This is a genomic window from Solimonas terrae (assembly GCF_011067135.1).
Lineage (GTDB): Bacteria > Pseudomonadota > Gammaproteobacteria > Nevskiales > Nevskiaceae > Solimonas > Solimonas terrae.
Window position 1 is genome coordinate 1 of record NZ_JAAMOW010000008.1, and the last position, 25546, is coordinate 25546.

The following is a 25546-nucleotide window of genomic DNA, read 5'->3' on the forward strand; positions in this document are numbered from 1 at the left end:
TGGCCTCGTGGCTTGGCCTCACGCCGCGCGAGCATTCCAGCGGCCACATCCGAAAACTCGGCGGCATCAGCAAGCGTGGCGACCGCTACGTGCGCATGCTGCTCACGCACGGCGCCAGAGCCGTACTGCTCAGAGCCGGCCAGATGCAACGCGCCGGGCAGAACCTCAATGCGCTACAGCGATGGGTGCTGGCGTTGAAAGAACGAACCAATCACAACAAGGCCACCTGCGCACTGGCCAACAAGCTGGCGCGCATCGCCTGGGCGACCTGGCGGCACGGCACGGTGTTTGATCCGAATCAGGCCGCTGCGGCCTGATTCATCACAGCCGCAGCAAACGTTTCCGAGGGTTGCGCAGGAGAAGACAGCAGATCATGGCGTAGACGGTCGGACCGTCCGGAAGAGAAAGCCGATAACAAGCTTGAGCGATGCAAAGCTCGTTGTGAGCGTGTGGCCCTCCCGGCGCGAATTTCCATGAAGGCTCGGCCTGCATCACAGGCCCTCGACGAAGCCGAATGTACGACTGCAACCACCTTCGCACGCCAGCGATCAGCGATTCACTTCACCTGCGGGCTTGCGGGAGGAGTCCATGTATGCATTGTTAGCGATTGCTTGGCTTAAGCGGGGGGTCATAGCTAGCTAAAGCTTCTTTGGCGCGTTGAGAAATGGCGAGACATTTGATTTTTAGCTTTGAAGGGCATGACCTTAAGGCTAGACGATTTGCTGTTTGTATGTCTTCTTCATCGACTGTAGCGTTAAAAGAATCCAGAACAAGCCCAAAAAACTTCTTGCTGTTTGAATGCTTGAGCAAGACGGCAATGAAGCCAGGCCAGTCTGTGCCGATTTTTCGAATTATGGTGTCCGAGATCCCCTCCGCAAAATATCCATCAAAGCAGCCAGCGGGAAGGTGAGAACCTGCGGTGTATAGCTCTGCCCAAGATGAAGTAACTGACATCAGGGGCTCAGCAGCTTTCTCGCACGGTTGTGCCGGTGTGGCAGCGCCTGCAGGGGCGGCAAACGCTAGCAACAAGAGGGCTGCGATGATGCGTGGCATGGTAATCGCTAACGCTTCAGCTCAGGCGCGGCCGCGCCGAAGGCGTGGACGTCGCGCTGGAGCTGATTGTTATAAGCCATGTAGCTACCTCCACTTGCCATCTGATTTGCCGTCCTCTGGGCCGACGAACGACGAGATGGTTTCCTGCAGGATTGCTTTCTTGGCTTCAGTCAATGCAGCGGACTCTGACGCGAACGTTTCGTCCCAGATGGTGGAGTTGTTGTACTCATCAACTAGCTCAAGCGTCCATTCCGGGTCGCCGACCAGCCGGTAGATTTGCACCTCCACTGTGCGACCGCCGCTAGTGACGGGGCCACTGAGGGAGGATTCTTCTAGCTCGGGTTCATCGTTCATAAAACGTCAGAAAATTGCGGGAGTCTTGATGGCTTATAACGACCAAACTCAGGCGCGGCCACGCGAAGCGTGGACGTCGACTGGAGTACCTTGTTGGGCAGCCTCATTGTGAGGGAACTGCTTTTATAGCTTTCTGAGCTTTAGCCATAAGCTCGAACCCGGCTTTGCGGTTGCCAGCCAGATACTCCTTGTGTGCGGCATCGAAAATCTCCTTGCACTCAGCGAATGCGGGGCGCGGCCCTTGTTCTTGCTCAGCTATAACGAGCCCCTCATATAGGCCCTTAAAAGCAAGACTTAGTGACCACTGCTCAGTTGCAGGTACGCCCTCGCGAACAGGAAATAGGTCGGGAGCGCACATTCTCACAAACGCCAAATAATCCTTGAAGCTATGCAGATCGTTGAATGGAAATTTAGTCACCTGCACATCTCACTGACTTGATGCCCAACGCCCAGGTTAACGCGCGGACCCGCCGGAGGCGGGGCCGTCGCGTTGAACCGCTAGTTGGGCCAGCGCACCGAGAACTTGGCCCGACAATTCCGAATTCAGCTCTAGGAACTGGCAGCAAGCTCCCATGCCTGGCTGCAAGTGCGAGGCAACAATGGCTTTGATGTCGCTGTTGCTTCGCTTTTCCCATGCGTGATCGCGGATCACCACGTTGCAGATTAGAACCTCACGCTCTACCACAGGGTGGCCGTCTTTTGGTTCTGGTGCGAACTCACCAAGACTTCCGCCGACTCGAAGAATGAGACTGAGCTTGGATAAGCCCTTGAACTCTACCTGCTGGAACATTGGAGCAAGCTCCGTGCGTATAGCTATGGCAGCCCTTGGAATGGTGACGCATTCCGGCCCCTTGAATTGCCCAGGAATTTCTAGCTTCATTAGGCCCAACTAGATTTATACGAAGAGAAAAGTACGCCGGCCATCCGGATAAGACAATCGTCGGTTCGCCAAAACAATGACTTAGGTCTCACTTTTGGATTTAAACAGGGTTAAGAATCGGCGTATGGAAACGACACCGCCAAAAGCTCCAAAGCTCATGGTCCAGGTTCGGGACGCGCTGCGTGTCCGGCACTATAGCCTGCGTACGGAGCGCAGTTACCTGCACTGGGTTCGCCGCTACATTCATTTCCACGGGACGCGCCACCCGGCAACGCTTGGCGCGCCGGAAGTGGCGGCGTTTCTCAGTCATCTGGCGGTGGATCGTTCGGTTTCCGCATCGACGCAGAATCAGGCGAAGGCGGCGCTGCTGTTTCTTTATCGCCATGTGCTCGCCGTCGAGCTTTCCTGGCTCGATGAGGTAATCCAGGCAAAACCGTCGCGGCGTCTGCCGGTTGTGCTGACGACGCGTGAGGTCGTGGCTCTGCTCGGTGAGCTGTCCGGCACCACCTGGCTTGTCGTGGCCTTGCTGTATGGAACCGGCATGCGGGTTCTCGAAGGCTTGCGCCTGCGGGTCAAGGACATCGAATTCGAGCGGCGCGAGATCGTCGTTCGGGAAGGCAAGGGTGGCAAGGATCGCGTTACGGTCAAGCCGTGCACGCCGCATGTGCTGCGGCATTCGTTCGCCACGCACCTGTTGCAGAGCGGCTACGACATTCGCACGGTCCAGGAACTGCTCGGACATGAAGACGTCAGCACGACGATGATCTATACGCACGTTCTGAATCGTGGCGGACGCGGCATCCTCAGCCCGCTGGATCGCTTTTGAACACTCGATATTGAATGGCAGAGCGGGTGCGCCGTGGCCCGTCATCAGGGCGTCGCGTTGTTGAGCACGACGGCACCGCGCAATTGCTTGATGTTTTCGCGCAGGATGTCGGCAACCAGTTCGTCGGTGCGCGGGTCGGACAGCACTTCCTCGACGATGCGGAAGCCGGCGTCGACGAGCGCTTCGCTGATGTCCTTGTAGAACGGCAGCCGCGACAAGCGGCCGGCCTTGGGGTCCTGGCGCAGTTTCTCGAAGATCATCGAGCGCAGGTGGGCTTCGTTCTCGCGCAGGGCGCGCGAGATGTTGCGGGTGTAGGTGCCGCGGCCGAGCACGTCGGCCACCTCGTCGAGTACCGCGACGGTGACGGCGTCGCTGATCGAATCGACGATCGCGTTCTTGAAGCGGTTGACGAACAGATAGGTGAAGTCTTCGCCCAGCGCGCGGTCCGCGGCGGCGCCGACGCGCGAGAGCATGACGACGATCCGGAACACGCGAAACAGCCGGAACGCGCGGATCGCCGGGTGCGCGGCCGGGATCATGCCGAGGATCTCGTACCAGTTGCGCTTGAGGAACGCAGCTTCCCAGCGCACCCCGCGCCAGCGCCACAGGAATTCCAGGGCGAAGATCGCGCAGAACGTGAAGTCGCCGGCGATGATCAGCCGCCGCTGGGTGTCGGTGACCGGGCCCCAGCTTTCGTAGCCGAGCGCGACAACCGAGGCCAGGGCCAGCAGCAGCATGACCCAGTCGATCAGCGCGACGCGGCGACGGGCGGGGGTAGAACTCTTCTCCATGGCGTTTCCTGTTGTCGCGGGCATGAGGGAAAGCCCGCTCTTGCGATTCGTGCTGCGTCGCTATGATGCGGGCACCTGACACGGACCGCATCCATGAATCGTTTCCATCTTCTGGCGCGTGGCGCCGCCGTGGCGCTGTCGCTGGCTTCGGGCCTTGCCCATGCCGACGCCAACAGTGCGTTCCAGCAACAGTTCGGCGATGCTTTCCTCGATCGCTACTGGTCCCTGCATGACGATTACGCGATCACGGTCGGCTACTACCGCCATGCCGATCGGCTGACGGCGCCGGATGCCCGGTATCGCGCGAAACTGCAGGCGTTTCTCGACGAGTCGATCGGCAAGCTCGAAAAGCTGCCCGGCGCGCAGATGAGCGATGCGCTGCGCACCGATCGCGAGATGCTGCTGAACCAGCTGCGCTACGAACGCTGGTCGCTAGACGAGCTGCGTGACTGGCAGTGGGTCCCGTCCGGCTACAACGTCGCCGACGCATTCTCGCTGCTGCTGAACACGCCGTACGCCGATGAAGCGGTGCGTTTGCGTACCGTTTCCAGGCGACTGACGCAGGTACCGGCTTACTACGCCGCTGCCGAGCGGGCGATCTCGCACCCGACGCGGGTGCACACGCAGCTGGCGATCGAGCAGAACCAGGGCGCGCTGGACGTATTCGGCGATGCGCTGGAGAAGCAGGTGGCCGGTTCGCAGCTGACGGCCGACGAGCGCGTGCTGTTCCTGCATCGCCTGAAGGCCGCGCGTGCCGCGATTGACGGCTACGTGGCGTTTCTCAAGCAGCTCGATGCTCGGCAGGCGAAGGACGGCGGCGCGCGCGATTTCCGTCTCGGCCAGCCGTACTACGATCAGGCCTTCGCCTTCGAGGTGCAGACCGGCGGCACGGCGGCGCAGCTCTACCAGCGTGCCTTGCAGGAGAAAGACAAGCTGCATGCGCGCATGAGCGTGCTCGCCGATCAGCTCTGGCCGAAGTATTTCCCGGATGTCCCGGCCCCGGCCGATCCGGTCACGAAGATTGGCCAGCTGATCGAAAAGCTGTCCGACAACCACGTCACGCCGGCCGAGTTCTATCCGCAGACCAAGGCGCTGATCCCGCGCCTCGAAGCCTGGGTTACGGACCATGATCTGCTGACGCTCGATCCGAGCCGCCCGCTGGAGGTGCGGGTCACGCCGCCGTACCAGCGCGGGTACGCGATGGCGATGCTCGCCGCGCCCGGCCCCTATGATCCGACCGCCAGGACCTTCTTCGATGTCATGCCGATGGACGACTACTCGCCGGCGCAGGCCGACAGCTTCCTGCGCGAGTACAACCACTGGCTGATGCAGATCCTGGCGATCCACGAAGCCGTGCCCGGCCACTACGTGCAGCTGCTGTACGCCAACAAGTCGCCGAGCCGCATCAAGGCGATCTTCGGCAACAGCGCGATGATCGAGGGCTGGGCGGTTTACAGCGAGCGCATGATGCTGGAGAGCGGCTGGCCGGGCGGCGCGGCGGCGCACGAGCCGGAAATGGAGTTGATGTATTCGAAATGGGCGCTGCGCGTGGTGTGCAACACGATTCTCGATTACGGCGTGCATGTGCTCGGCATGAGCGAGGACGACGCCATGAACCTGCTCGTGCATGACGCGTTCCAGAGCCAGACCGAGGCGCGCGGCAAGTGGCGCCGCGTGCAATTGTCGAGCGTGCAGCTGACCTTCTATTTCGCCGGGTTTTCGGCAATCTACGACTATCGCGAGCGGCTCAAGACCGAACTCGGGCCGCGCTTCGATCTGAAGAAATTCCACGAGAAATTCCTCAGCTACGGCAGTGCACCGGTATCGATCATCGAATCCCTGATGAAGCCGGAGGACGTCGCTCGATAGGGCCGCTTGGCGCGGCCCCGGCCGGACGCGGCCGGAGCCGCCCGGACGCGGAAAAACCTCGCGCCCGATGCGCACGCCCGCAGGGCGGGAGGGCCGGGACGCGCGCTGCTCCGTGATGGATCACGGGCAGGCCCGGCGGTCGTCCGCTCGGCGATTTCGCGCCTCGTTTTGGCGCGCCGGGCCATGGCATCAAACATGCTTCTGAATCTCCGGACGGATCAACGTCGATCACGTTTTCGGGGGATTCTTTCGTGCGCCTCAGCCTTTCGCGGCTAACGCTTCCGGTCGGCCTGCTGGCCGCTCTTTCCACACTCGCGAGTCTGCCGGCCTACGCAGACGCGGCGGCCCGGCCCCACCTCGTCACGGCGGACCAGATCAGTGCCGGCGACACCGCCTGGATGCTGGCGTCGACGGCACTGGTGCTGCTGATGACGATCCCCGGCCTGGCAATGTTCTACGCCGGCATGGTGCGCAAGAAGAACGTGCTCGCCACCGCGCTGCAGAGTTTCTTCGTCACCTGCCTGGTCAGCGTGCTCTGGGTGCTGGTCGGCTACAGCCTCGCGTTCACGCCGGGCAGCCCCTGGATCGGCGGGCTGGATCGCTTCGCGCTGCAGGGCATGCTTTACCTGCACGACGCCGGCAAGCTGACCGTCAGCCACGTCGCGCCGACGATTCCCGAATCCGTGTTCGTGATGTTCCAGATGACCTTCGCGATCATCACGCCGGCGTTGATCGCCGGCGCGTTCGCCGAGCGCATGCGCTTCGGGGCGATGGTGCTGTTCATGGCGATGTGGTCGCTGCTGGTCTATGCACCGGTCGCACACTGGGTCTGGGAGCCGACCGGCTGGCTGGCCAGCATGGGCGCGCTCGACTTCGCCGGCGGCACGGTGGTGCACATCAATGCCGGCGCGGCCGGTCTGGCCTGCGCGTACATGCTCGGGCGCCGCACGCACTACGGCAGCGAACCCTTCATTCCGTTCAATCTCGGCTTCACGATGATCGGCGCCTCGCTGCTCTGGGTCGGCTGGTTCGGGTTCAACGCCGGTTCCGCGGTGGCGGCCGACGGTCGCGCCGGCATGGCGATGCTGGTCACGCAGACCGCGACGGCGATGGCTGCACTGACCTGGAGCACGATCGAGTGGCTGATCCGTGCCCGCGTGTCGCTGCTTGGCTGCCTGTCCGGCGCGGTCGCCGGTCTGGTCGCGATCACGCCGGCCTCGGGCTTCGTCAATGTCGGCGGCGCGCTGGCGATCGGCGTCTCGGCCGGCGTCGCCTGCTACTGGGGTGCCACCGGCCTCAAGCGCCTGCTGCGTGCCGATGACTCGCTCGACGTGTTCGGCATTCACGGTATCGGCGGCATCGTCGGCGCCTTGCTGACGGGCGTGTTTGCCGACAAGAACATCAGTGGCTCGGAAGGCCATTTGCTGACGCAGGCGATCGGCGCGTTCGCGACGCTGATCTACAGCGGTACCGTCTCGCTGCTGATCCTGGTGATCCTCAAGTACACCGTCGGCCTGCGTGTCAACGCCGAAGAGGAACTGACCGGTCTCGACCTGTCGCTGCACGGGGAGGCCATCCCATAATCAATTCCGGATCGCCATCGCGCCCGGTGTTTCGCACCGGGGCAGTGCCCGAAATCACGGCGCATGTCGGCGCGCCGCGGTTCGCGGGCACTGTTCCGGTGACGGGCATCGGCAGGCGCGATGCGGCGGTCCGGGTGACAAGAGAAAGCGCATGACCAGGCTTCTGTACATGGAGGACCCGTTTCTTGTTTGCGGCCGGTGTGATGCCGGCCGACCGGAGATGTCGTCATGACCGAAAACGAAGCTTTGCTGGTGGCTACACGGCTGTACGTACGGATGCGCGCCAATGGCGGGCGCGTGATCGATGTGACCTGGCTGACGCAGAACGCCGAGTACGCGCACGAAATCCTCAGGCTCGCGGCGGGCCATGTGGACGGCGAAGTGCAGAGACTGGGTGCGCGTCTCGAAGAGCTGCTGTTCGGTACCGTGCAGCCGCGCAGCCCGGCACCGCCTGCGCCGGCCGCCGCGACGGCGGCACGCGAGACAGCTGCCACACTCACCGGCGGCAAGACACCGAACAAATACGTCGGCGTCCTGCGCTGATCGCCTCAGCGGCCGGTATTGTCTTGCCGGTCCGGCGCTGAATCTCCCGAGGCAGGTGCCACCGTCGCGCGGCCGTTTCGGGCTTTGCATGCGGCGGGCGAGGCGCGCCCGCTCCGGCAGCGTCCGGGCTGCCCGGTGAATCCGGCGCGTCTCGACCGGCGCCGGCGCGACGCGCAGGTGGTGGCACAATCGCCCGACCATTCCGATCGCGATTCCGCCGATGACCACACCCGCCGCCTTGCCCGCGTTTGCCGCACCGCGTGCGGCGCGCCTGCACGCGCGAACCGCCCTGTCGGTGGTCGCCGGCATGGCGCTGGCGATGGGCATCGTCACGCTGGCGGGCGGGCGCCGCGAGGCCTGTCTGCTGGTCGCGGCGCTGGTGATGACGCTGTCGCGCAGTCGCTTGCTGGCGAGCCGGCGCGGACTGCTCGAGGCGCTGTTGCTGTTGCCGTTGATCGCGATGATCACGCATGGCGTCGGCCTGTTGTTCGTGCACTGGCCGGTCGCCGGCGCGCTTGCGTACGTGGCCGCCATGTTTCTCTCGATCTGGCTGCGACGTTTCGGGCCGCCGGGCTCGCGTGCCGGCGCGCTGCTGGCGCTGCCGTTCATCACCTTGCTGATCACCCCGGCGGCCGGCGTGCCGCCCGCCCATGCCGTGGCGTTGGCCGTGCTCGCCTTGCTGGTCAGTGCGGCCTTGCGCGTGCTGACGGCGCCGCAGACCAGGCGGCCGGTGGAGGCTCCGGCGCTCGCGATGCCGGCCGCCGCGTCGAACCTGCGGCCGATCGCCAGCACGCGCATGGCGATCCAGCTGGCGCTGGCCCTGGTCGCGGCTTTCGTCTCCGGTCATCTGCTGTTTCCGCAACATGTGAGCTGGGTGGTGCTGACCGCGCTGCTGGTCTGCAGCGGCAATCGCGGCCGCGCCGATGTGCTGTACAAGAGCGGTCTGCGGGTCGTCGGCGCGCTGGTCGGGACGCTGGTGGTCGCCGGCGTCTCGCAGCGCCTGCCGATCGCGCAATTGCCCGGCCCCCTGCTGAGCCTGATCGTGCTGACGATCGTCGGCTGCGGTCTGTGGCTGCGTGAATGGACGTATGCCGCCTGGGCGCTGGCGATGACGCTCACCGTCGCCTTGCTGCAGCCGGTCATGGGCGGGGTGGCGCCGGCGCTGCCGGGCGATGTGCTGTGGGAACGCGTGTTCGCCATCGTGCTCGGTGGGCTTTGCGGCGTGCTGCCGTCGTGGTTCGTGCTGCCGGTGCGTTCGGAAGCCGTACTGCGCCGGCGTCTGGCCGAGCTGCTTGCCGTGCTCGCCGAGACCTGGGCGGCGCCGACACCCACGGCGCCGCTGCGAATCGAGCAGGCCCTGCTGCGGCTCGAGGAACTCGCGCCGCCGTGGCGTGCCGGGGCGCGACTTGCATTCCACCAGGCGCCGCTGCGGCGGCCTGCGCGATGGCTGGGATTGAGTGCCGAGTGCGTGCAACTCGCCAGCGCGGCGCCGGTCGGCGCCGGCCCGCGCCGCGCATTGGGCGAGGCCAGACGTGCCCTGCGCGACCCGGACGCCATCGGTCCGGCACTGCAGGCCCTGCGCGACTGCCTCGCCGACGGGCTTGCCGCGTCGAACGCGAAGCGTCCGCGGACCGCGACGCACGGAAGCCCCGGCTGAGCTTGTTTCCCCGTCGCGGCGGGCGAGCGTGCCTTTCGCTGCCGGGCGCGGCAGCGAGGACCTAGTCCGCTGAACCAGATGAATGGCACCGAAGACCCCGTTCGCCCCGAGTGCCGCGCGCAGAGCGCGCGGTGTATCGAGGGGCTGGCGCACCGACGACGCGCAGCGGTCCCTCGATACGTTTCGGCTCACGCCGAAACACTCGGGACGAACGGAATCCGATCACGGTGCGAACCAAGTGGTTCAGTGGACTAGGACGAGCAGCTGACCTCGATCAGACGCGCCTCGGGCGGTGGTTCGGCGGCGTAGGTTTCGAAGCCCGGATGTTCGTCATAAGGTTTGCGCAGCAGCGACAGCAGGGTTTCGATCTCGCTCGCGCCGCCGCGCTCGGCGTCCTCGATCGCCTGCTGTGCGAGATGATTGCGCAGCACGAACTTCGGGTTGACCGCGTTCATGGCCGCGCGCCGTTCGTCATCGCCCAATGCCTGCGCCTGCAGGCGCGCGCGATAGTCCGGCAGCCAGGCATCGAAGGCAGCCAGATCGCGCATCTCGTCGCGCAGCGGACCGGCCGAGGCGTCGCTGGCCATCGCCACGTCGGCGAGCAGGCGGAAGCTGCGCGTGAAGTCGCCGCGTCCGGCATGCAGCAGGCCGAGGAAGCGATTGATCAGCTCGACATCCTGATCCTGTTCGTCGCGCAGGCCGAGCTTGGCGCGCCACAGGCCGGTCATCGTTTTCGAATACTGCGGGCCGTAGCGTTCGAGCAGGCTTTCGGCGATTTCGACGGCACGCTGCTCGTCGGCATCGAGCAGCGGCAGCGTCGCCTGCAGCAGGCGCGAGCAGTTCCAGTAGCCGATGCCCGGCTGGCGATCGTAGGCGTAGCGGCCGCCCTCGTCGCTGTGATTGCAGATGTGATGCGCGTCGAAGGCATCGAGAAAACCGTAGGGGCCGTAGTCCAGCGTCAGACCGAGAATCGACATGTTGTCGGTGTTCATCACGCCGTGGCAGAAGCCGACTGCCTGCCATTGCGCAATCAGCCGCGCAGTGCGCTCGATGACCTCGGCCAGCCACGCCGCGTACCGATCCGGCGTTTCGCGCAGCTGCGGAAAGTGTTCGTCGATGACGTGATCGGCCAGCGGTGCCAGCCGCTGCGGCTGATTGCGGTAGTAGAACACCTCGAAATTGCCGAAGCGCAGATGCGAAGGGGCGACGCGGCAGATCACGGCGGCGCGTTCGATCGTCTCGCGGCGTACCGGATCGTCGCCGACGATCAGGCTCAGCGCGCGCGTGGTCGGAATGCCGAGATGCTGCATCGCGGCGCTCGCCAGATATTCGCGCACGCTGGAGCGGATCACGGCGCGACCGTCGGCGAAGCGCGAATACGGCGTCTGCCCGGCGCCCTTCAGTTGCAGGTCCCAGCTTTCGCCGCGCGCGTTGCGCACCTGTCCGAGCAGCATCGCGCGGCCGTCGCCGAGCTGCGGCACGTAGACGCCGAACTGGTGCCCGGCGTACAGCGCCGCGAACGGCTCGGCGCCCGGCAGCGGTCGGTTGCCGGCGAAGGTTTCGACGAAGGCCTCGCTGCTCAGCGTCGACGGATCGAGATCGAACAGCGCGGCGACCTCGGCATCGGCGTGCAGCAGCCGCGGCTGCGACAACGGCGTCGGTGCCACGCGTGCGCCATAGGCGTCGCCGAGCCGGGCGAGACGATTGTCGAGGTGCAGTTGATCGAGCGTGAGCGGCACGGAGTGCGGTGTCGGGAAACGAATGGCCACTTTAGCCGTTCGGGCGCCGGTCCGAATGGGGGATCGCGACGAGAACCGCCGCGCAACGGACCGATTCGCTTCGCGGCCGGCGGCGACAGGCATCCCCATACCCCCGGCACGCTGCCCGCCCGCGTTCAGTCGGCTCTGTTATAAGGGCGGTCAGGATCACCGGCGGGAGAGGATCATGCACTTCGGCGAAGGCTATGGACTGTGGGGACTGATCGTCCTGATTGCGGACATCTGGGCGCTGGTCAGCGTTCTGCAGAGCAATGCGACGACCGGCAAGAAAGTGCTGTGGATTCTGCTGATCTTCTTCCTGCCCGTCCTCGGTTTCGTGCTCTGGCTGCTGCTCGGGCCGCGCGGGCGTTAGCGTCACCTCGCCGCAAGCCGCTCGGTTCGTACCGGCCATCGGCCGGTCGCGGCCGGACGTTCGGCGCGCGCTCAGTCGCCCAGCACGCGCTGCCGCAGTTCGGCTGCTGCCCAGTAGTGCGGCGGCGCACCGGACATCGCGGACACCAGTTCGACGAGCCGCTGGTTGCGCGGCGCGGCCAGGCCGTGGGACGCCGCGAGGCGCACGATCTCGCCGTTGAGTTCGTTGACTTCGGTCGGCTTGCCCTGTTCGACGTCGGCCACCATCGACGGATAGGCGCGTTCGCGCAGACCGTTGCGGCGCCGCGCCAGATGCCAGGGCAGGCTGCTGCGGCCGGCCAGCAGAGAGCGATACCAGGCGTGCGGAATCGGCATCGGCAGCCTGAACGGCGTGCCGCTGGCGCGCAGCACGCCGATCGCCTCGTCGAGTATCGCCACATAGATCGCCCGCAGCGGACCCGGCTTGAGCAGGTCCTCGAAGGTCGCATGGCTCAGCGCACAGATCGCGTTGGCGAGATTGATCAGCAGCTTGCCCCATGCAGCCGCCTCGCCGTGACTGGATCGCACCGTGATCCTGGGCGCCGCGAATGCGCGCAGCAGACGCCGGTCGTCACTGCCGATGTAGATCTCGGCGCGTGTCGTCAGCTCGGTGTGCAGCGGTCCCAGCAGCTGGGCATTGAACATCACCGTCATCGGCACGACGCGCACGCCGGGCAGGCGCTCGCGCAGGCGACGCAGCGCCGACAGCCCGTTGAGGGTGGAGACGATCGTGCAGCCCGGCGGCAACGGCGGCAGGCTGTCGATCAGCGCATCGAGCTGCGGGTGCTTGACGCCGATCAGCAGATAGTCGACGTCGTGCAGGTCCAGGGTCGTGCGCAAGCCCGGGCGCGCCACCACCAGCGGCGTGCCGCCACGCTCGACGCGCAGTGCGGTCGCCGCCTCGAAATCGGCGCGGTTCTTGTCCCGGACATGGACCTGCACCGGTTCGCGTCCGGCGGCCACGGCGAACGCGGCAATCGTGGTGCCGACGGCCCCGGCCCCGATCAGCAGAATCATCGAATTCCCTCCCGACAGGGCTGCTACCCTTGCACGGTCGACGATCGCTGACAACGGCAGGCTGGAGTTCCCAGACATGAAGGCATGCGCGAGCTGCCAGGCGGAAAACCCGGAAAACGCGCGCTTCTGCAATCAGTGCGGCGCGTCGCTGGCGGCGTCGCCAGGTCCGGCACCGGCGGCCGGCTATACACCGCGGCATCTGCGTGACGGTGCGCTGCGCGCGGCCGGCGCGATCGCCGGCGAGCGCAAGCGCGTGACGGTGCTGTTCGCCGACATCAAGGGTTCGACGCGGCTCGCCGAACAGGCCGGCGCCGAGCTCTGGCACGAGGTGCTGGATCGCTTCTTCGGGTTTCTCACGCAGGCGGTGCACCGCTATGACGGCACGGTCAACCAGTACACCGGCGACGGCATCATGGCCCTGTTCGGTGCGCCGGTCGCGCTGGAGGATCACGCGCTGCGCGCGGCGCACGCGGCGCTCGACATGCAGCAGGCCGTGCGTCGCTATGCCGACGAGCTGCGGCTTGCACACGGCCTCAACCTGTCGATGCGCATCGGCCTGAACAGCGGCGAGGTCGTGGTCGGTCGCATCGGCGACGACCTGCGCAGCGACTACACGGCGCAGGGACCGACGGTGAATCTGGCCGCGCGGCTCGAACATCTCTGCGAGCCCGGCCGTGTCTACGTTTCACGGGCGACCGCGCTGCAGCTCGAAGGCTATTGCCGGCTGCGGCCGCTGGGTGCCGCCCAGCTCGCCGGTCACGACGAGCCCCAGGAAGTCTTCGAACTCGAAGACGCCGGCGTGCGTCACGAACGCCTGCAGCGCAGTCTCGCGCGCAGCGGTTCGCCGTTTCTCGGCCGCGCGCCGGAACTGGCGCAGCTGCAGCGGGCGCTCGACGATGCGCGGGGCGGGCAGGGCCGCGTGCTGGCGGTGATCGGCAGCGCCGGCCTCGGCAAGTCGCGGCTCTGTCATGAATTCGTCGAAGGCTGCGCCCGCGCCGGTGTCGCCGTGCATCGCTGCAGCGGCGTGCCGTACGCGCGTCGCGTGCCGCTGCTGCCGATCCGCGATCTGCTGCGCGGCCGGCTCGGCGTGCCGGCCGCTGCCAGCGACGAGCAGGCGCGGCAGTGGATTGCCGGCGCGCTGACCTTGCAGATCAGCGATGCCGCAGCGCTGCTGCCGCATGTCTTCGAATTTCTCGGCATCGCGGCGCATGGCGGCAGCGGCATGGTCGAGGCGCAGGGCAGCGCGCAGGAGCAGATGCTCGACCGGCTCGCGACCTTCCTGTGTTGCGGCGAGCAGCCACGCGTGCTGCTGATCGAGGATCTGCACTTCCTCGATCCGGCCACCGAAGCCTTCATCCTGCGGCTGGCGCGCGTTGCCGTGCGCGAACGCTGCCTGTTGCTGCTGAACTACCGGCCGGACTATCCGGTCGGCGCGCTCGACCCGGTGATCGGCGATCGTCTGCAACTGCGGCCACTGGCGGCGGCCGATCTGGAAGACCTCGCGCGCACGCTGCTCGGTGCCGATCCGTCGCTGGCGCCGATTGTCGCGACACTGGTGGAACGCGCCGCCGGCCATCCGTATTTCGTCGAAGAGGCGGTGCTGGCCCTGGCCGAAGGCGGCTGGCTCAGCGGCTCGGCGCGCGCCTGGCGGCTGGCACGGCCGATCGACGAATGGCCCTTGCCGGACAGCGTGCAGGCGCTGCTGGCGGCGCGCATCGACCGGCTCGAAGACGCCATGCGTGCCTTGCTGCAGGCGGCGGCGGTCATCGGCCAGCGCTTCGATGCGGCGCTGCTGTCGGCCGTGGTCGGTGACGATGCGACGCGTGTCGATGCCCGTCTGCTGGGTCTGGCCAACGACGGCTTCGTGCGCAGCGATGACGAGGGCTGGGTGTTCGCGCACCCGCTGTTGCAGGAAGTCGCGTATCGCGGACAGCTGGAATCGCGCCGCCGCGGCGTGCACGCCGAACTCGCGCGGCTGCTGGAACAGCGACACGGGCCGATCGAACCGCCGCGCGAAATCTCGACGCGCATCGCGCATCACTGGCGCGGCGCCGGCGACGCCGGTCGCGCCGGCCTCTGGGGCCTGGCCGCGGCGCGCTGGGTATCGACGCGCAATTTCGAGACCGCGACCGACCAGTGTCGCGTCGCGATCGCCGATCTCGATCGTGCCGGCGGCGATGATCCGGCGTTGATCCGTACCGGTGCGCTGGCGCGCGCCATGCTGCTGCGTCTCGCGCAATTCACGCCGATCGCGGCGGACGAGCTCGAGCGCGCCTATGAGGAAGCGCGGCGCATGGTGGCCGCGGACGACGTTGCGCTGCGCGCCGAACTCGGTGTGTCGTACGGCAACCGCCTCCTGCATCGCGGCCGGGTCGACGAAGCCGCGCGCACGCACGAACAGGCCATCGCGCTGGCGATGGCGCATGGCGAAACCTCGGTCATCAACCGCTTCCGCGTCGCGTTCCTGATTTCGTTCAACGCCGCCGGCCGGCTGCGACAGGTACTCGAACTGCTCGACGCCACCGGCGACGACTGGCGCACCCGGCCGGTCGACAAGGAGAACTACATGTCGCGCGCCTATTACGGCCTGATGCTGGGCTGGATGGGGCGCCTCGACGAGGCCTACCGACATCTGCAGGCAGCGATGCAGATCGCCATTGCCGAGCAGGGCGCGGCAATGAGCTGGATGTACGCGGCGCTGGTCGATCTGGCCTTGCTCAGCGGCGATTTTCCGCCGGCGCTGATGGCGGCCGAACGGGGCATGCGCTGTGCGGCGGAGAGCGGCAGCCCGTTCCTGCGCGCGATCGCGCAGCGGGCGCTGGGCCTGGCATTGGGCCTCAACGATCGACGCGCCGAGGCGATCGAGGTGCTGCGCGAGGCGCAACCCATGGTCGGGCCGAATGGCTTGGCGCATCTGTACGAGGCCAACCTGCTGGCGACCCTGGCGCTGATCGAACAGGAGGCCGGCCGCGAGCAGGAAGCCGAACGCACCGTGCAGGCGGCCTGCGTCAGTGCGCGGGGTTCCGGCTCGCGGGTCTGGGAAATTCTTGCCGTGCTGGTCTGGCTGCGGCAGCCGGTACGCGCGGCGCGGCGCGGCGAGGCACGGGAGGCGATCGCGCGGGTCGACGAGCTGATGGCGTTCACCGGTGCCGAAGGCTTCCGTCCCTGGCTGCATCTGGCGCGCGCGCACTGGAGCGAGCACCAGGAAGAGGTCGAGGCTTTCACGGCCCTGGCGCGGCAGGCGTTCGTGACGATCGGCGCGCCAGCCTATGCCGGCAAGCTGCAAGCGGAGGCCATGCTCGACGCCGCTGGCTGATCGGGCGAGCAGGCGGTCACGGATGCGTGGCCGCGGTCGCGCACGAGGGCGGCCGACAGTGCGAGAATCCGTTATCGACGAACACGCGGTCACCGACGACCACGAGGGGGAATGTCGCATGAGAACGATCGCCGGGTGCCTGTGCGCCCTGACGCTGTCGCTGGCCTCCGCCGCGTGGGCCGACGCCGGCCCGGTGACGGCGGCATCGGTGATGAGCTGCATGCGTGCCAACATTCCGAAGACGCTGACCGTCAAGGATGTCCAGCTCGACGCGAGCGACGGCAGCGGCAGTACGCGGACCATGCAGGGCAAGCTGTATGCGACGCGCGAAGACGACAAGCTGCGCGCGGTGATCCGCATTGCCGCGCCTTCGGATCTGGCCGGTGCGTCCTACCTGCTGCGCGAGCGCGATGACGGCGACGAGATGTACGTCTACATCCCGGCGCTGTCGAAGGTCCGTCGCGTCAGCGGTGCGGCGGTCGATGGTTCGCTGTGGGGTACGGATCTGTCGTTTGCCGACGTCAAGCAGCTTGGCAATGCCTTCAGCGGCAGCGATCCGAAGATCGGCAAGGACGAAGTGCTCGATGGCCGGCCGGTGCACGTGCTCAGCGTGATGCCGTCCGCCGGCGACAGCGCCCGCTTTACGCGGGTGCTGGCCTGGGTCGACGCCAAATCCTGTGTCGCACTGCGCGTCGATTTCTACGAAGGGCAGGCGGTGCGCAAGCGCCTTAGCATCGACGCCCGGGACCTGCGTCAGGACGGCAGCTACTGGTACGCCTCGCAGCTGCAGATGACCGATCTCAAGCAAGGTTCGAAGACCTTGCTGAAGGTGCTCGATATCCACGCCGACAAGTCGCTGCCGGGCCGCCTGTTCAACCCCGGCACGTTCTACATCGGCGGCTGAGCGGATGCAGCGACTCGTCCGATGGATTGCCGGCCGCCCGGTCGTCGTGCTGGTGCTGAGCCTGCTGCTCAGCGCACTTGCGGCGCTGGCGCTGTTCGATCCGCGGACCCACGCACTGCGCCTGCAGATCGATCCGTCGATCGAGCGCCTGCTGCCGTCGAACAACGCCGATCGTGCGTTGTACGAGCAGGTTCGCGAACATTTCGGTGACGGCGATGCGGTGATCGTCGCGGTCGAGTTCAAGGACCTGTACAGCACCGAAGGCCTGCGTCTGGTCCAGCAGCTCAATGCGCGTTACCGGCAGTTGCCGGGTGTCAGCGGCGTGGCATCGCTGGCGACCGCGCCGGACCTGGTCGCCATCGACGGCGATCTCGACGTCAGCACTTTCACGCAGCAGGCAGCGGCGCATCCCGAGCGCATCGCCGGCTTTGCACGGCAGATCGCCGGCAATCCGCTGTATCGCAATACCCTGGTGTCCGCCGATGGTCGCCACGTTGCATTCGCCCTGTTCGTCGACGGCGTCAACGAGCAGCAGTTCCTCGCGCTCGACTATCCGCAACTGATACGCGCCGCGACGCGTGAAGTCGCCGGCGATGCGGCGGTCGCGATCACTGGCACGCCGGTCGGCCGTGCCGCGACCGCGCGCGCCCTGCTCGACGCGCTGCGGTTCACGGTGCCCGCCGTGTTCGCGATCATCCTCGTGCTGCTGTACGTCTCGTTCCGCGACTGGCGCGCGACGATAGCCGCCGCGTTGACGGTGGGGCTGACCCTGCTGTGGACGCTGGCCAGCTCCGTGCTGTTGCGCATGCCGTTCAATCTGGTTACCGCGATCGTGCCGGCACTGGTCGTCACGCTCGGCCTTTCGTACACGATCTATCTGCTCTCGGCGTATTTCGACGCCTTCGGCAAACCGTGGCTGTCCGAGCGTGGCGTGCGCACGCGCTGGGTGCTCAATCGCGCCGGCCTCGGTCTGCTGCTGTCGGCGGCGACCACCGCCGCCAGCTTCCTGTCGCTGCTGATCAGTTCCTTGCCGGCGATTCGCAATTTCGCGGTGCTGGCGTCGCTGGGTTCGCTGTTCGGTGTGCTGCTGTCGCTGAGTTTCCTGCCATCGCTGCTGACGCTCAGCGGCTGCGCCCGGCGTGAAACGGCGCCGCCCGGTGCACGCTGGTTTTCGGCCACCGCGACGCGGCTGGCGGCGTTCGACCAGAAGTGGCGGGCCGCGATCATCGGCGTGGCCGTGCTGCTGTTGCCGGTCGACGCCTTTCTGGCGTCGCGCATTCACGCCGGCACCGAGTTCAGCAAGAGTTTCTCCGAACGCTCGACGGTGCGCCGCGACTACGAGCTGATCAATCGCGATTTCGACGGCGCCAACCTGATGTCGATCTACATCGACACGCATGTCAACGACGCGCTGACCGATCCGGCGCTGATCGGCCAGCTCGACTCTCTGGAGCAGTGGCTGCGTGCGCAGCCGGAAGTCGGCGCGGCGGTGTCGTATGTCGATCATCTGAAGCTGATCAATCGCGCTTTCAACGATGGCGATCCGGCCGCCTATGCGATTCCGGACAGCGCGGCGGCCGTCAAGCAGCTGCTGGTGTTCGGCGGCGGCGATGCGATCCGCAACGTCATCGATCCGCGCTTCCGCTCGGCCCTGATGAAGTTGCGCATCAAGGTCGACGGCTCGCGCGAGGTCGATGCCCTGGTCAAGCGCATCGACCTGCGCCTGCAGGCGATGCCGGCGCCGCTGAATGGTGTGGTGACCGGCACGCCGATTCTGGCAACGCGTACCGTGCAGGAGATTGCCTCCGGCCAGTTCCTGTCGATCGCGATCGCCAGCGTCGCGATCTGGCTGCTGCTGACCTTCATGTTCACCTCGGCGCGTGCCGGTTTGATCGCACTGCTGCCGACGGTCGTACCGGTCGCGATCTACTTCGGCACACTCGGCCTGCTCGGCATCGCCCTGAGCCCGACCACCTGTCTGATCGCCTGCATCGTGATCGGCATCGCCGTCGACGACACCATCCAGTTTCTGGCCCGCTTCAATGCCGATGCGCGCGCCGGGGCCGACGAGGCACCCGCCGTGGCGAGCGCGCTTGCCGCCGTGCTGCGTCCGATCACCCTGAGCACGATCGCGCTGTGCTCGGGCTTTCTGGTTTTCGCCGGCAGTACGCTGGCGACCCAGGTGCAGTTCGGCCTGCTGTCGGCGTTCACGCTGTTCCTGGCCTGGGTGATGAACATCACGCTGACGCCGGCGTTGGGCTCCAAGCTGCGCATCGTCACGCTGTGGGACATGCTGCGGCTCGATCTCGGCGAGTCGCCGCAGCATACGATTCCGCTGCTGTCGGGTTTGTCGCTGCGCCAGGCGCGCGTGTTCGCGCTGATGTCCAGGCTCGAAAAGCATCCGCAGGCGACGCGCGTGATCCGGCAGGGCGATCTGGCGCGCGACATCTACGTGGTCGTCGACGGCGAACTCGAGGTCTGGATCGAACGGCAGGACGAGCACAAGTCGCTCGCCCGGCTCGGCCGCGGCGCGGTGCTCGGCGAGGCCGGTTACTTCGGCCAGCGGCGTACCGCCAATGTGCAGGCACTGTCGCCGGTGCGTCTGCTGCGTTTCGACTCCCAGGATCTGGAGCGGCTGCGCATCCGCTACCCCAAGGTCGCGGCGCTGGTCCTGCGCAATCTCAATCGCATTCAGGCCGAACGCCTGGCGCGCGCGACGGCGATGCTGCAGTAGCAAGCCGCGAATCGCCGGGCATCACTGCTCGGCGAGCAGCTGCTCGATCGCAGCCTGCATCTGCCGGGCATTCGCGTCGTGCTCGTGGGTCTCGCCGACGAACGCGCCGCGAACGATGCCGTGGCGGTCGATCAGGTAGAACGCCGGCCAGTACTGGTTGCCGAGCGCCTGCCAGTACGAATGGTCGTTGTCGATCATGACCGGATTGCGCAAGCGGTATTCGGCGATCTTGCCCTGCAGCAAATCGCGCCGGTACTCGCTGGCGAGTTCCGGCGTGTGGACGCCGATCACCGTCAGGCCCTGCTCGCCGTAGCGCTGTTCGATGGTGTCGAGCCAGGCAAACGAGCGGTAGCAGTTCCAGCATTCGAACGCCCAGAAATCGACCAGCACCACCGAACCCCGCAGACCGGCCAGCGTCAGCGGTTTCGAGTTCAGCCAGTCGGCTGCGTCGCGGTGCGTGAACGCGGGCGCCGGCCTGCCGAGTGCCGGCGAGGCGGCGTCGGCGCCGACGGTCGCGGACAGCAGCAGGATCAGAGCCGCGCAGCCGTTTGCGAGGGTCGTGGTGTGACGATGCATGTCGGTTCCTTCAGGCGCGTGAACGGGATGGTGCGAGACGCCATCATGGCGAGCTGGATCGTTTTGACTGCGCCCTTGCCATGATCGACGGCAGGCTTCGTGAGCTGGTTGCCGGGATTCGGCATGCGCAAGTCTGCGTCGTGGATCGGCGTCGATCGATGCTCCGGCGTCCGGATTTCGTGTCCGGCGCGGCCATCCGCGATGCCGCAGCTGGTGGCAATCCGCCTTTCCCGACACATTGCGGCTAGGATCTGCAGCCTGGGCGTTGTGGTCGACGAGCGAAACGGGAGAAGGGCTGTGAGTCTGAAAGGCAAGACGCTGTTCATTACCGGCGGGTCACGCGGTATCGGTCTGGCGATCGCGGTGCGCGCCGCGCGGGATGGCGCCAATGTCGTGGTCGCCGCCAAGACCGGCGAACCGCATGCCAGGCTGCCGGGCACGATCTACAGCGCGGCCGAAGACATCGAGAAAGCCGGCGGCAAGGCGCTGCCGATACTCTGCGATCTGCGCGACGAGACACAGCTCGCGGCTGCGGTCGAGCAGACGGTCGCGACCTTCGGCGGCATCGACATCCTCGTCAACAATGCCAGTGCGATTTCGCTGACCGGCACGCTGATCACCGACATGAAGAAGTACGACCTCATGAACGGCATCAATGCGCGCGGCACCTACATGGCCGGCCGTTACTGCATTCCGCACCTGAAGAAGGCTGCGCAGAACCACGGCAGCGCCCACATCCTGACCTTGTCGCCGCCGCTGGCGATGGACAAGAAATGGTTCGCGCCGCACGTCGCCTATTCGATGGCCAAGTACGGCATGAGCCTGTGCACGCTGGGCTGGGCGGAGGAGTTCAGGAAGGACGGCATCGCCGCCAACTCCCTGTGGCCGCGCACCGCGATCGCGACCGCCGCGATCAGGCTGGTCGGCGGGGACGCCGTGATGAGGGCATCGCGCACGCCGGAGATCATGGCCGACGCGGCGCACGTGATTCTCAACAAGCCGTCACGCGAGTTCAGCGGCCATTTCTGCATCGACGATGTCGTGCTGCACGAAACCGGCGTGCGGGATTTTTCGCAGTACGCCGCCGTGCCGGGAACCCCCGAAAAGAATCTGGCACCGGACTTCTTCCTGCCGGATGATCTGCCGCAGTTTCACTGAGAAGCTGGCGACGCAGGCTGCGGTCGCGACGCATGATCTGGTCAAGCGTTCACGAAAAAGACCGCCATTCGGGCGGTCTCGGGCAATCTGAACGGCGTGCTTGCGATGCCGGGCGGGACCGCACTTCTCGATTGAACCCCGGACCGGCCATCCGTGGCCGGGCGTTCGCAAAAAAAGACCGCCATTCAGGCGGTCCTTTTTTGCTCACCCAAAGCGGCCGGTGATGTAGTCCTCGGTGCGCTGTTCGCGCGGCCGGGTGAAGACCTGGTCGGTGGTGCCGAACTCGACCAGTTCACCCAGATACATGAAGGCCGAGAAATCGGCGGCGCGCGCGGCCTGCTGCATGTTGTGGGTGACGATCGCGATCGTGTAGTCGGCCTTCAGCTGATAGATCAGTTCTTCGATCTTGGCGGTCGAGATCGGATCGAGCGCCGAGGTCGGTTCGTCGAGCAGCAGCACCTGCGGGCGCACGGCAATCGAACGGGCGATGCAGAGGCGCTGCTGCTGGCCGCCGGACAGGCCTAGGCCCGAGGCCTGCAGCTTGTCCTTGACCTCGTCCCACAGCGCGGTGCGCTTCAGCGCATCCTCGACGCGGTCATTCATGTCCGCCTTCGGAACCTTCTCGTACAGGCGGATGCCGAACGCGATGTTGTCGTAGATCGACATCGGAAACGGCGTCGGTTTCTGGAACACCATGCCGATCTGCGCACGCAGCAGGTTCACGTCGGTCTTCGGGTCGATGATGTTCTTGCCGTCGAGCAATACCTCGCCGGCCGCGCGCTGACCCGGATAGAGGTCGTACATGCGGTTGAGGATACGCAGCAGGGTCGACTTGCCGCAGCCGGACGGGCCGATGAAGGCCGTGACCTTGCGGTCGTAGAGCGGCAGCGAAATGCTTTTCAGCGCGCGATAGTCGCCGTAGAAGAAGTCGAGATTGCGGATCGACACCTTCTCCGTCAGCGCATCTTTGATCGGCTCTGTAAGTTCGGCTTTCATCAGTTCGACGTTCGGACGAGTTTGCATGGTAGAGGATTCGCTGGGTTCCATGGGCGATCAGTGCCCGCTGGAGCGCGGACGCGCGATGGTGCGGGCAAAGACATTGAGGGCGAGCACGGTCAGCGTGATCAGCAGGGCGCCGGTCCACGCCAGCCGCTGCCAGTCCGGATACGGCGACAGTGCGAACTGGAAGATCACGACCGGCAGGTTGGCCATCGGCGCGTTCATGTTCGTGCTCCAGAACTGGTTGTTCAGGGAGGTGAACAGCAGGGGCGCGGTTTCGCCGCTGACGCGGGCGATCGCCAGCAGCGTGCCGGTGATGAGGCCGGCGCGGGCCGCGCGATAGCAGACCTGCTGGATCACCAGCCAGCGCGGCGCGCCGAGCGCGCTGGCCGCTTCGCGCAGGCTGTCCGGCACCAGCAGCAGCATGTCTTCGGTGGTGCGCACGACGACCGGCAGCACGAGGATCGACAGCGCCACGCAGCCGGCCCAGGCCGAGAAGTGACCCATCGGCTGCACCATGATCTCGTAGACGAACAGGCCGACGACGATCGACGGTGCCGACAGCAGCACGTCGTTGATGAAGCGCACGACCGAGGTCAGCTTGGTGTTGCGACCGTATTCGGCCATGTAGGTGCCGGCGAGAATGCCGACCGGGGTGCCGATCAGGGTCGCGATCAGGGTCTGCACCAGGCTGCCGTACATGGCGTTGAGCAGGCCGCCGGCGCTGCCGGGCGGCGGCGTCATGTGCGTGAAGACCGACAGCGAGACGCCGGCCGCGCCTTTCAGGAACAGGGTCGCGAGAATCCAGGCCAGCGCGACCATGCCGGCGGCGGCCGACGAGAAGGACAACAGCATGGCTACGCGGTTGAAGCGCCGACGGCGCGCGTACAGGGCCATGTTCATGTGAGCGTTGTTCATCTAGCGGCCCTCGGACTGCTTCATGCGCAGCAGCATCAGGCGCGCGGCGCCGAGCACGATGAACGTGATGATGAACAGGATCAGGCCGAGCGCGATCAGCGACGAGGTGTACAGCGTGCCGTCGGCTTCGGTGAATTCGTTGGCGATGCTCGCGGAAATCGTCGTGCCGGGCGCCAGCAGCGAGTGGCTGATGCGGTGTGCATTGCCGATCACGAAGGTGACCGCCATCGTCTCGCCGAGCGCGCGGCCGAGGCCGAGCATGACGCCGCCGATGACGCCGGTCTTGGTGAACGGCAGGACCACATGACGCACCACTTCCCAGGTCGTGCAGCCCAGGCCGTAGGCCGACTCCTTGAGCATCGGCGGCACGGTCTCGAACACGTCGCGCGTGATCGAGGTGATGAAGGGCAACACCATGATGCTCAGGATCAGGCCGGCGGTGAGTACGCCGATGCCGTAGGGCGGGCCGGCGAACAGGGTCGACAGGCCGGGCACGCCGTCGAACGCCTTGATCAGCAGCGGCTGCACGTACTTCTGCAGCAGAGGGGCGAGCACGAACAGGCCCCAGATGCCGTAGATGATGCTGGGGATGCCGGCGAGCAGTTCGATCGCGGTGCTGATCGGCTGCTTGAGCTTCGGCGGGCACAGCTCGGTGATGAACACGGCGATGCCGATGCTGATCGGGAAGCCGATCAGCATGGCGATGAGCGACGTGACCAGGGTGCCGTAGATCGGCGCGGCGGCGCCGAACTTTTCGGTCACCGGATTCCAGGATTCGGTATGGAAGAACGAAAACCCGAAGGCTTTCAGTGCGGGCAGCGAGCCATCGATCAGCGAGATGATCACGCCGCTGAGCATGATCAGGACGGTGATGGCGGCGCAGCGCGTCAGGATCCGCAACAGGCTTTCCATGAGCTTGTGGCGGGCCAGCGTGGGCGAGGGGTTACCGGCAACGGCGGTGACGGCGGTATTCACGACACTCCCTGAAGCGCGATGCAGCGATGGATTCTAACGGGACAGCGAGAGGAGGGGGCGATGTCGCCCCCTCCCGGTTCAGCAGCTTGCGTGAAGCAGATTCAGCTTAGTTCCAGATCGACTTGCCGCCGTCCTTGATGTTGTCGACCCAGGCCTTCTCGACGAGCTTGACGACGCTGTCCGGCATCGGCACGTAGTCGAGTTCGCCGGCCATCTTGCCGCCGTTCTTGTACGACCAGTCGAAGAACTTCAGCGCGGTCAGCGAGTCGGCCGCATTGTCCGGCTTCTTGTACATGATGATGAACGTCGCAGCCGTCATCGGCCAGCTGTCGGCGCCCGGCTGGTCGGCGAGGATCAGGTAGAAGTTCTTGGTCTTCGACCAGTCGGCGTTGGCGGCCGCGGCGGCGAAGGTCTCGGCGCTCGGGGCGACGGTCTTGCCATCCTTGTTGATCATGTCGGTGTACGTCATCTTGTTCTGCAGCGCATAGGCGTACTCGACGTAGCCGATCGAACCTTCGGTCTGCGTGACCGTGGCCGAAACGCCTTCGTTGCCCTTGCCGCCGATACCGACCGGCCATTCGACCGAGGCGTCGACGCCAACCTTGGTGCGCCAGCCGTCACTGACCGCACCCAGGTAGTAGGTGAAGTTGAAGGTCGTGCCCGAACCGTCCGAACGATGCGCAACGAGGATCGCGGTCGACGGCAGCTTGACGTCCGGGTTCAGCTTGGCGATCGCCTTGTCGTTCCACTTGGTGATCTTGCCGAGGTAGATGTCGGCGAGGGTCTTGCCGTCCAGCTTCATTTCGCCCGGCTTGATGCCCGGCAGGTTGACGACCGGCACCACGCCGCCCATCACCATCGGCCACTGGATGGCGCCCATTTCATCGAGTTCTTCCGGCTTCAGCGGCTTGTCGGAAGCGCCGAAGGTCACGGTCTTGGCCTTGATCTGCTTGATGCCGCCGCCCGAGCCGATCGACTGGTAGTTCAGGCCGATGTTGGTTTCGGTCTTGTAGGCGTCCGCCCACTTGGCGTAGATCGGATACGGGAAGGTGGCGCCGGCGCCGGAGATGTCGGCAGCCATGGCGTTGGTGGCGAGCAGCGCACCGGCCGTGGCCAGCGCGAGTTGCGCGAGGGTTTTGCGGATAACGGTCACAGGAAGCTCCCTTAGGTGGACAGGATCGTCTCTTTGATGAGCGCCGCAAGGGTAGTCACTTCGTTTTACAGT

The 25546-nt window shown here is 65.9% G+C and carries 23 protein-coding genes; 11 read left to right on the forward strand and 12 right to left on the reverse strand.

The features are described from left to right. Positions 1 to 317: transposase (locus G7Y85_RS14995; RefSeq protein WP_166258918.1), on the forward strand; the 317-nt coding region annotated here is incomplete at its 5' end. 283 nt (positions 318 to 600) lie between these two features. Here the strand turns inward: G7Y85_RS14995 and G7Y85_RS15000 are convergent. The 4 genes from G7Y85_RS15000 to G7Y85_RS15015 all read right to left on the reverse strand — a co-directional run bounded on the left by G7Y85_RS15000 (position 601) and on the right by G7Y85_RS15015 (position 2197). Then, a complete protein-coding gene (locus G7Y85_RS15000) occupies positions 601 to 1053 on the reverse strand; it encodes a hypothetical protein (RefSeq protein ID WP_166258922.1) in 453 nt (150 codons plus the stop codon). Between the two features lie 84 nt (positions 1054 to 1137). Then, positions 1138 to 1407, reverse strand: a complete 270-nt coding sequence (locus tag G7Y85_RS15005) for a hypothetical protein (RefSeq protein WP_166258925.1) — start codon at positions 1405 to 1407, stop codon at positions 1138 to 1140. A 103-nt stretch (positions 1408 to 1510) separates the two neighbouring features. Beyond that, positions 1511 to 1825 (reverse strand): trigger factor, encoded by a 315-nt coding sequence (locus G7Y85_RS15010; RefSeq protein WP_166258928.1) that lies wholly within the window; start codon positions 1823 to 1825, stop codon positions 1511 to 1513. A 36-nt stretch (positions 1826 to 1861) separates the two neighbouring features. Further along, entirely contained in the window at positions 1862 to 2197 is a 336-nt protein-coding gene (locus G7Y85_RS15015; protein WP_166258932.1) for a hypothetical protein, read from the reverse strand. Positions 2198 to 2444: 247 nt separating this feature from the next. On the opposite strand from G7Y85_RS15015, the gene G7Y85_RS15020 reads away from it, so the two are divergent. Beyond that, a complete protein-coding gene (locus tag G7Y85_RS15020) occupies positions 2445 to 3113 on the forward strand; it encodes a tyrosine-type recombinase/integrase (RefSeq protein WP_366514981.1) in 669 nt (222 codons plus the stop codon). A 44-nt stretch (positions 3114 to 3157) separates the two neighbouring features. Here the strand turns inward: G7Y85_RS15020 and G7Y85_RS15025 are convergent, their stop codons facing one another. After that, positions 3158 to 3904 carry an ion transporter gene (locus G7Y85_RS15025; RefSeq protein ID WP_166258938.1) on the reverse strand — a complete coding sequence of 249 codons (747 nt, stop codon included), beginning with the start codon at positions 3902 to 3904 and terminating at the stop codon, positions 3158 to 3160. Between the two features lie 93 nt (positions 3905 to 3997). On the opposite strand from G7Y85_RS15025, the gene G7Y85_RS15030 reads away from it, so the two are divergent. From G7Y85_RS15030 to G7Y85_RS15045, 4 genes are all read left to right on the forward strand, one after another. Further along, positions 3998 to 5773: a DUF885 domain-containing protein gene (locus G7Y85_RS15030; RefSeq protein ID WP_166258941.1), complete on the forward strand. Its 1776-nt coding sequence runs from the start codon at positions 3998 to 4000 to the stop codon at positions 5771 to 5773. Between the two features lie 320 nt (positions 5774 to 6093). Next, positions 6094 to 7356 (forward strand): ammonium transporter, encoded by a 1263-nt coding sequence (locus G7Y85_RS15035; protein WP_366514989.1) that lies wholly within the window; start codon positions 6094 to 6096, stop codon positions 7354 to 7356. Between the two features lie 228 nt (positions 7357 to 7584). Beyond that, positions 7585 to 7899 carry a hypothetical protein gene (locus G7Y85_RS15040; protein WP_166258944.1) on the forward strand — a complete coding sequence of 105 codons (315 nt, stop codon included), beginning with the start codon at positions 7585 to 7587 and terminating at the stop codon, positions 7897 to 7899. Positions 7900 to 8119: 220 nt separating this feature from the next. After that, entirely contained in the window at positions 8120 to 9556 is a 1437-nt protein-coding gene (locus G7Y85_RS15045; protein ID WP_166258947.1) for an FUSC family protein, read from the forward strand. A gap of 251 nt (positions 9557 to 9807) precedes the next feature. Here G7Y85_RS15045 and G7Y85_RS15050 read toward each other — a convergent pair whose 3' ends face one another. Beyond that, positions 9808 to 11325, reverse strand: coding sequence for a protein adenylyltransferase SelO (locus G7Y85_RS15050; RefSeq protein WP_366514982.1), 1518 nt, complete (start codon positions 11323 to 11325; stop codon positions 9808 to 9810). A 175-nt stretch (positions 11326 to 11500) separates the two neighbouring features. Here G7Y85_RS15050 and G7Y85_RS15055 point away from each other — a divergent pair, with 175 nt between their 5' ends. Continuing rightward, the gene (locus G7Y85_RS15055) at positions 11501 to 11686 is read left to right on the forward strand and encodes a PLD nuclease N-terminal domain-containing protein (RefSeq protein ID WP_166258953.1); all 186 of its coding nucleotides are present in this window, start codon (positions 11501 to 11503) and stop codon (positions 11684 to 11686) included. A 71-nt stretch (positions 11687 to 11757) separates the two neighbouring features. On the opposite strand, the gene G7Y85_RS15060 is transcribed toward G7Y85_RS15055, so the two are convergent. After that, positions 11758 to 12741, reverse strand: a complete 984-nt coding sequence (locus tag G7Y85_RS15060) for a ketopantoate reductase family protein (RefSeq protein WP_166258956.1) — start codon at positions 12739 to 12741, stop codon at positions 11758 to 11760. Positions 12742 to 12817: 76 nt separating this feature from the next. Here G7Y85_RS15060 and G7Y85_RS15065 point away from each other — a divergent pair, with 76 nt between their 5' ends. The 3 genes from G7Y85_RS15065 to G7Y85_RS15075 all read left to right on the forward strand — a co-directional run bounded on the left by G7Y85_RS15065 (position 12818) and on the right by G7Y85_RS15075 (position 19695). Continuing rightward, positions 12818 to 16057: an adenylate/guanylate cyclase domain-containing protein gene (locus tag G7Y85_RS15065; protein ID WP_166258959.1), complete on the forward strand. Its 3240-nt coding sequence runs from the start codon at positions 12818 to 12820 to the stop codon at positions 16055 to 16057. Positions 16058 to 16175: 118 nt separating this feature from the next. Continuing rightward, positions 16176 to 16961: an outer membrane lipoprotein-sorting protein gene (locus tag G7Y85_RS15070; RefSeq protein ID WP_166258962.1), complete on the forward strand. Its 786-nt coding sequence runs from the start codon at positions 16176 to 16178 to the stop codon at positions 16959 to 16961. A 4-nt stretch (positions 16962 to 16965) separates the two neighbouring features. After that, a complete protein-coding gene (locus G7Y85_RS15075; protein WP_194241205.1) occupies positions 16966 to 19695 on the forward strand; it encodes an MMPL family transporter in 2730 nt (909 codons plus the stop codon). Between the two features lie 21 nt (positions 19696 to 19716). On the opposite strand, the gene G7Y85_RS15080 is transcribed toward G7Y85_RS15075, so the two are convergent. After that, positions 19717 to 20271: a redoxin family protein gene (locus tag G7Y85_RS15080; protein ID WP_166258965.1), complete on the reverse strand. Its 555-nt coding sequence runs from the start codon at positions 20269 to 20271 to the stop codon at positions 19717 to 19719. Positions 20272 to 20568: 297 nt separating this feature from the next. On the opposite strand from G7Y85_RS15080, the gene G7Y85_RS15085 reads away from it, so the two are divergent. Further along, positions 20569 to 21429 carry an SDR family oxidoreductase gene (locus tag G7Y85_RS15085; protein ID WP_366514983.1) on the forward strand — a complete coding sequence of 287 codons (861 nt, stop codon included), beginning with the start codon at positions 20569 to 20571 and terminating at the stop codon, positions 21427 to 21429. Between the two features lie 204 nt (positions 21430 to 21633). On the opposite strand, the gene pstB is transcribed toward G7Y85_RS15085, so the two are convergent. The 4 genes from pstB to pstS all read right to left on the reverse strand — a co-directional run bounded on the left by pstB (position 21634) and on the right by pstS (position 25465). Beyond that, positions 21634 to 22425, reverse strand: a complete 792-nt coding sequence (gene pstB, locus G7Y85_RS15090; protein ID WP_166259669.1) for a phosphate ABC transporter ATP-binding protein PstB — start codon at positions 22423 to 22425, stop codon at positions 21634 to 21636. 57 nt (positions 22426 to 22482) lie between these two features. Next, positions 22483 to 23325 carry a phosphate ABC transporter permease PstA gene (pstA, locus tag G7Y85_RS15095; protein WP_436286640.1) on the reverse strand — a complete coding sequence of 281 codons (843 nt, stop codon included), beginning with the start codon at positions 23323 to 23325 and terminating at the stop codon, positions 22483 to 22485. Between the two features lie 21 nt (positions 23326 to 23346). Further along, positions 23347 to 24258, reverse strand: coding sequence for a phosphate ABC transporter permease subunit PstC (pstC, locus tag G7Y85_RS15100; protein WP_166259673.1), 912 nt, complete (start codon positions 24256 to 24258; stop codon positions 23347 to 23349). Positions 24259 to 24427: 169 nt separating this feature from the next. Next, positions 24428 to 25465: a phosphate ABC transporter substrate-binding protein PstS gene (gene pstS / locus G7Y85_RS15105; protein ID WP_436286641.1), complete on the reverse strand. Its 1038-nt coding sequence runs from the start codon at positions 25463 to 25465 to the stop codon at positions 24428 to 24430. Positions 25466 to 25546: the final 81 nt, after the last annotated feature.

What these genes read in the sequence shown, in the direction of transcription:
- G7Y85_RS15070 (WP_166258962.1), top strand. Translation starts at nt 16,176, where the DNA reads ATGAGAACGATCGCCGGGTGCCTGTGCGCCCTGACGCTGTCGCTGGCC.
- G7Y85_RS15080 (WP_166258965.1), bottom strand. Translation starts at nt 20,271, where the DNA reads ATGCATCGTCACACCACGACCCTCGCAAACGGCTGCGCGGCTCTGATC.
- G7Y85_RS15055 (WP_166258953.1), top strand. Translation starts at nt 11,501, where the DNA reads ATGCACTTCGGCGAAGGCTATGGACTGTGGGGACTGATCGTCCTGATT.
- G7Y85_RS15030 (WP_166258941.1), top strand. Translation starts at nt 3,998, where the DNA reads ATGAATCGTTTCCATCTTCTGGCGCGTGGCGCCGCCGTGGCGCTGTCG.
- pstB (WP_166259669.1), bottom strand. Translation starts at nt 22,425, where the DNA reads ATGAAAGCCGAACTTACAGAGCCGATCAAAGATGCGCTGACGGAGAAG.
- pstC (WP_166259673.1), bottom strand. Translation starts at nt 24,258, where the DNA reads ATGGAAAGCCTGTTGCGGATCCTGACGCGCTGCGCCGCCATCACCGTC.
- G7Y85_RS15065 (WP_166258959.1), top strand. Translation starts at nt 12,818, where the DNA reads ATGAAGGCATGCGCGAGCTGCCAGGCGGAAAACCCGGAAAACGCGCGC.
- pstA (WP_436286640.1), bottom strand. Translation starts at nt 23,325, where the DNA reads ATGGCCCTGTACGCGCGCCGTCGGCGCTTCAACCGCGTAGCCATGCTG.
- G7Y85_RS15005 (WP_166258925.1), bottom strand. Translation starts at nt 1,407, where the DNA reads ATGAACGATGAACCCGAGCTAGAAGAATCCTCCCTCAGTGGCCCCGTC.
- G7Y85_RS15040 (WP_166258944.1), top strand. Translation starts at nt 7,585, where the DNA reads ATGACCGAAAACGAAGCTTTGCTGGTGGCTACACGGCTGTACGTACGG.
- G7Y85_RS15015 (WP_166258932.1), bottom strand. Translation starts at nt 2,197, where the DNA reads ATGTTCCAGCAGGTAGAGTTCAAGGGCTTATCCAAGCTCAGTCTCATT.
- G7Y85_RS15075 (WP_194241205.1), top strand. Translation starts at nt 16,966, where the DNA reads ATGCAGCGACTCGTCCGATGGATTGCCGGCCGCCCGGTCGTCGTGCTG.
- G7Y85_RS15020 (WP_366514981.1), top strand. Translation starts at nt 2,445, where the DNA reads ATGGTCCAGGTTCGGGACGCGCTGCGTGTCCGGCACTATAGCCTGCGT.
- G7Y85_RS15000 (WP_166258922.1), bottom strand. Translation starts at nt 1,053, where the DNA reads ATGCCACGCATCATCGCAGCCCTCTTGTTGCTAGCGTTTGCCGCCCCT.
- G7Y85_RS15025 (WP_166258938.1), bottom strand. Translation starts at nt 3,904, where the DNA reads ATGGAGAAGAGTTCTACCCCCGCCCGTCGCCGCGTCGCGCTGATCGAC.
- G7Y85_RS15060 (WP_166258956.1), bottom strand. Translation starts at nt 12,741, where the DNA reads ATGATTCTGCTGATCGGGGCCGGGGCCGTCGGCACCACGATTGCCGCG.
- G7Y85_RS15045 (WP_166258947.1), top strand. Translation starts at nt 8,120, where the DNA reads ATGACCACACCCGCCGCCTTGCCCGCGTTTGCCGCACCGCGTGCGGCG.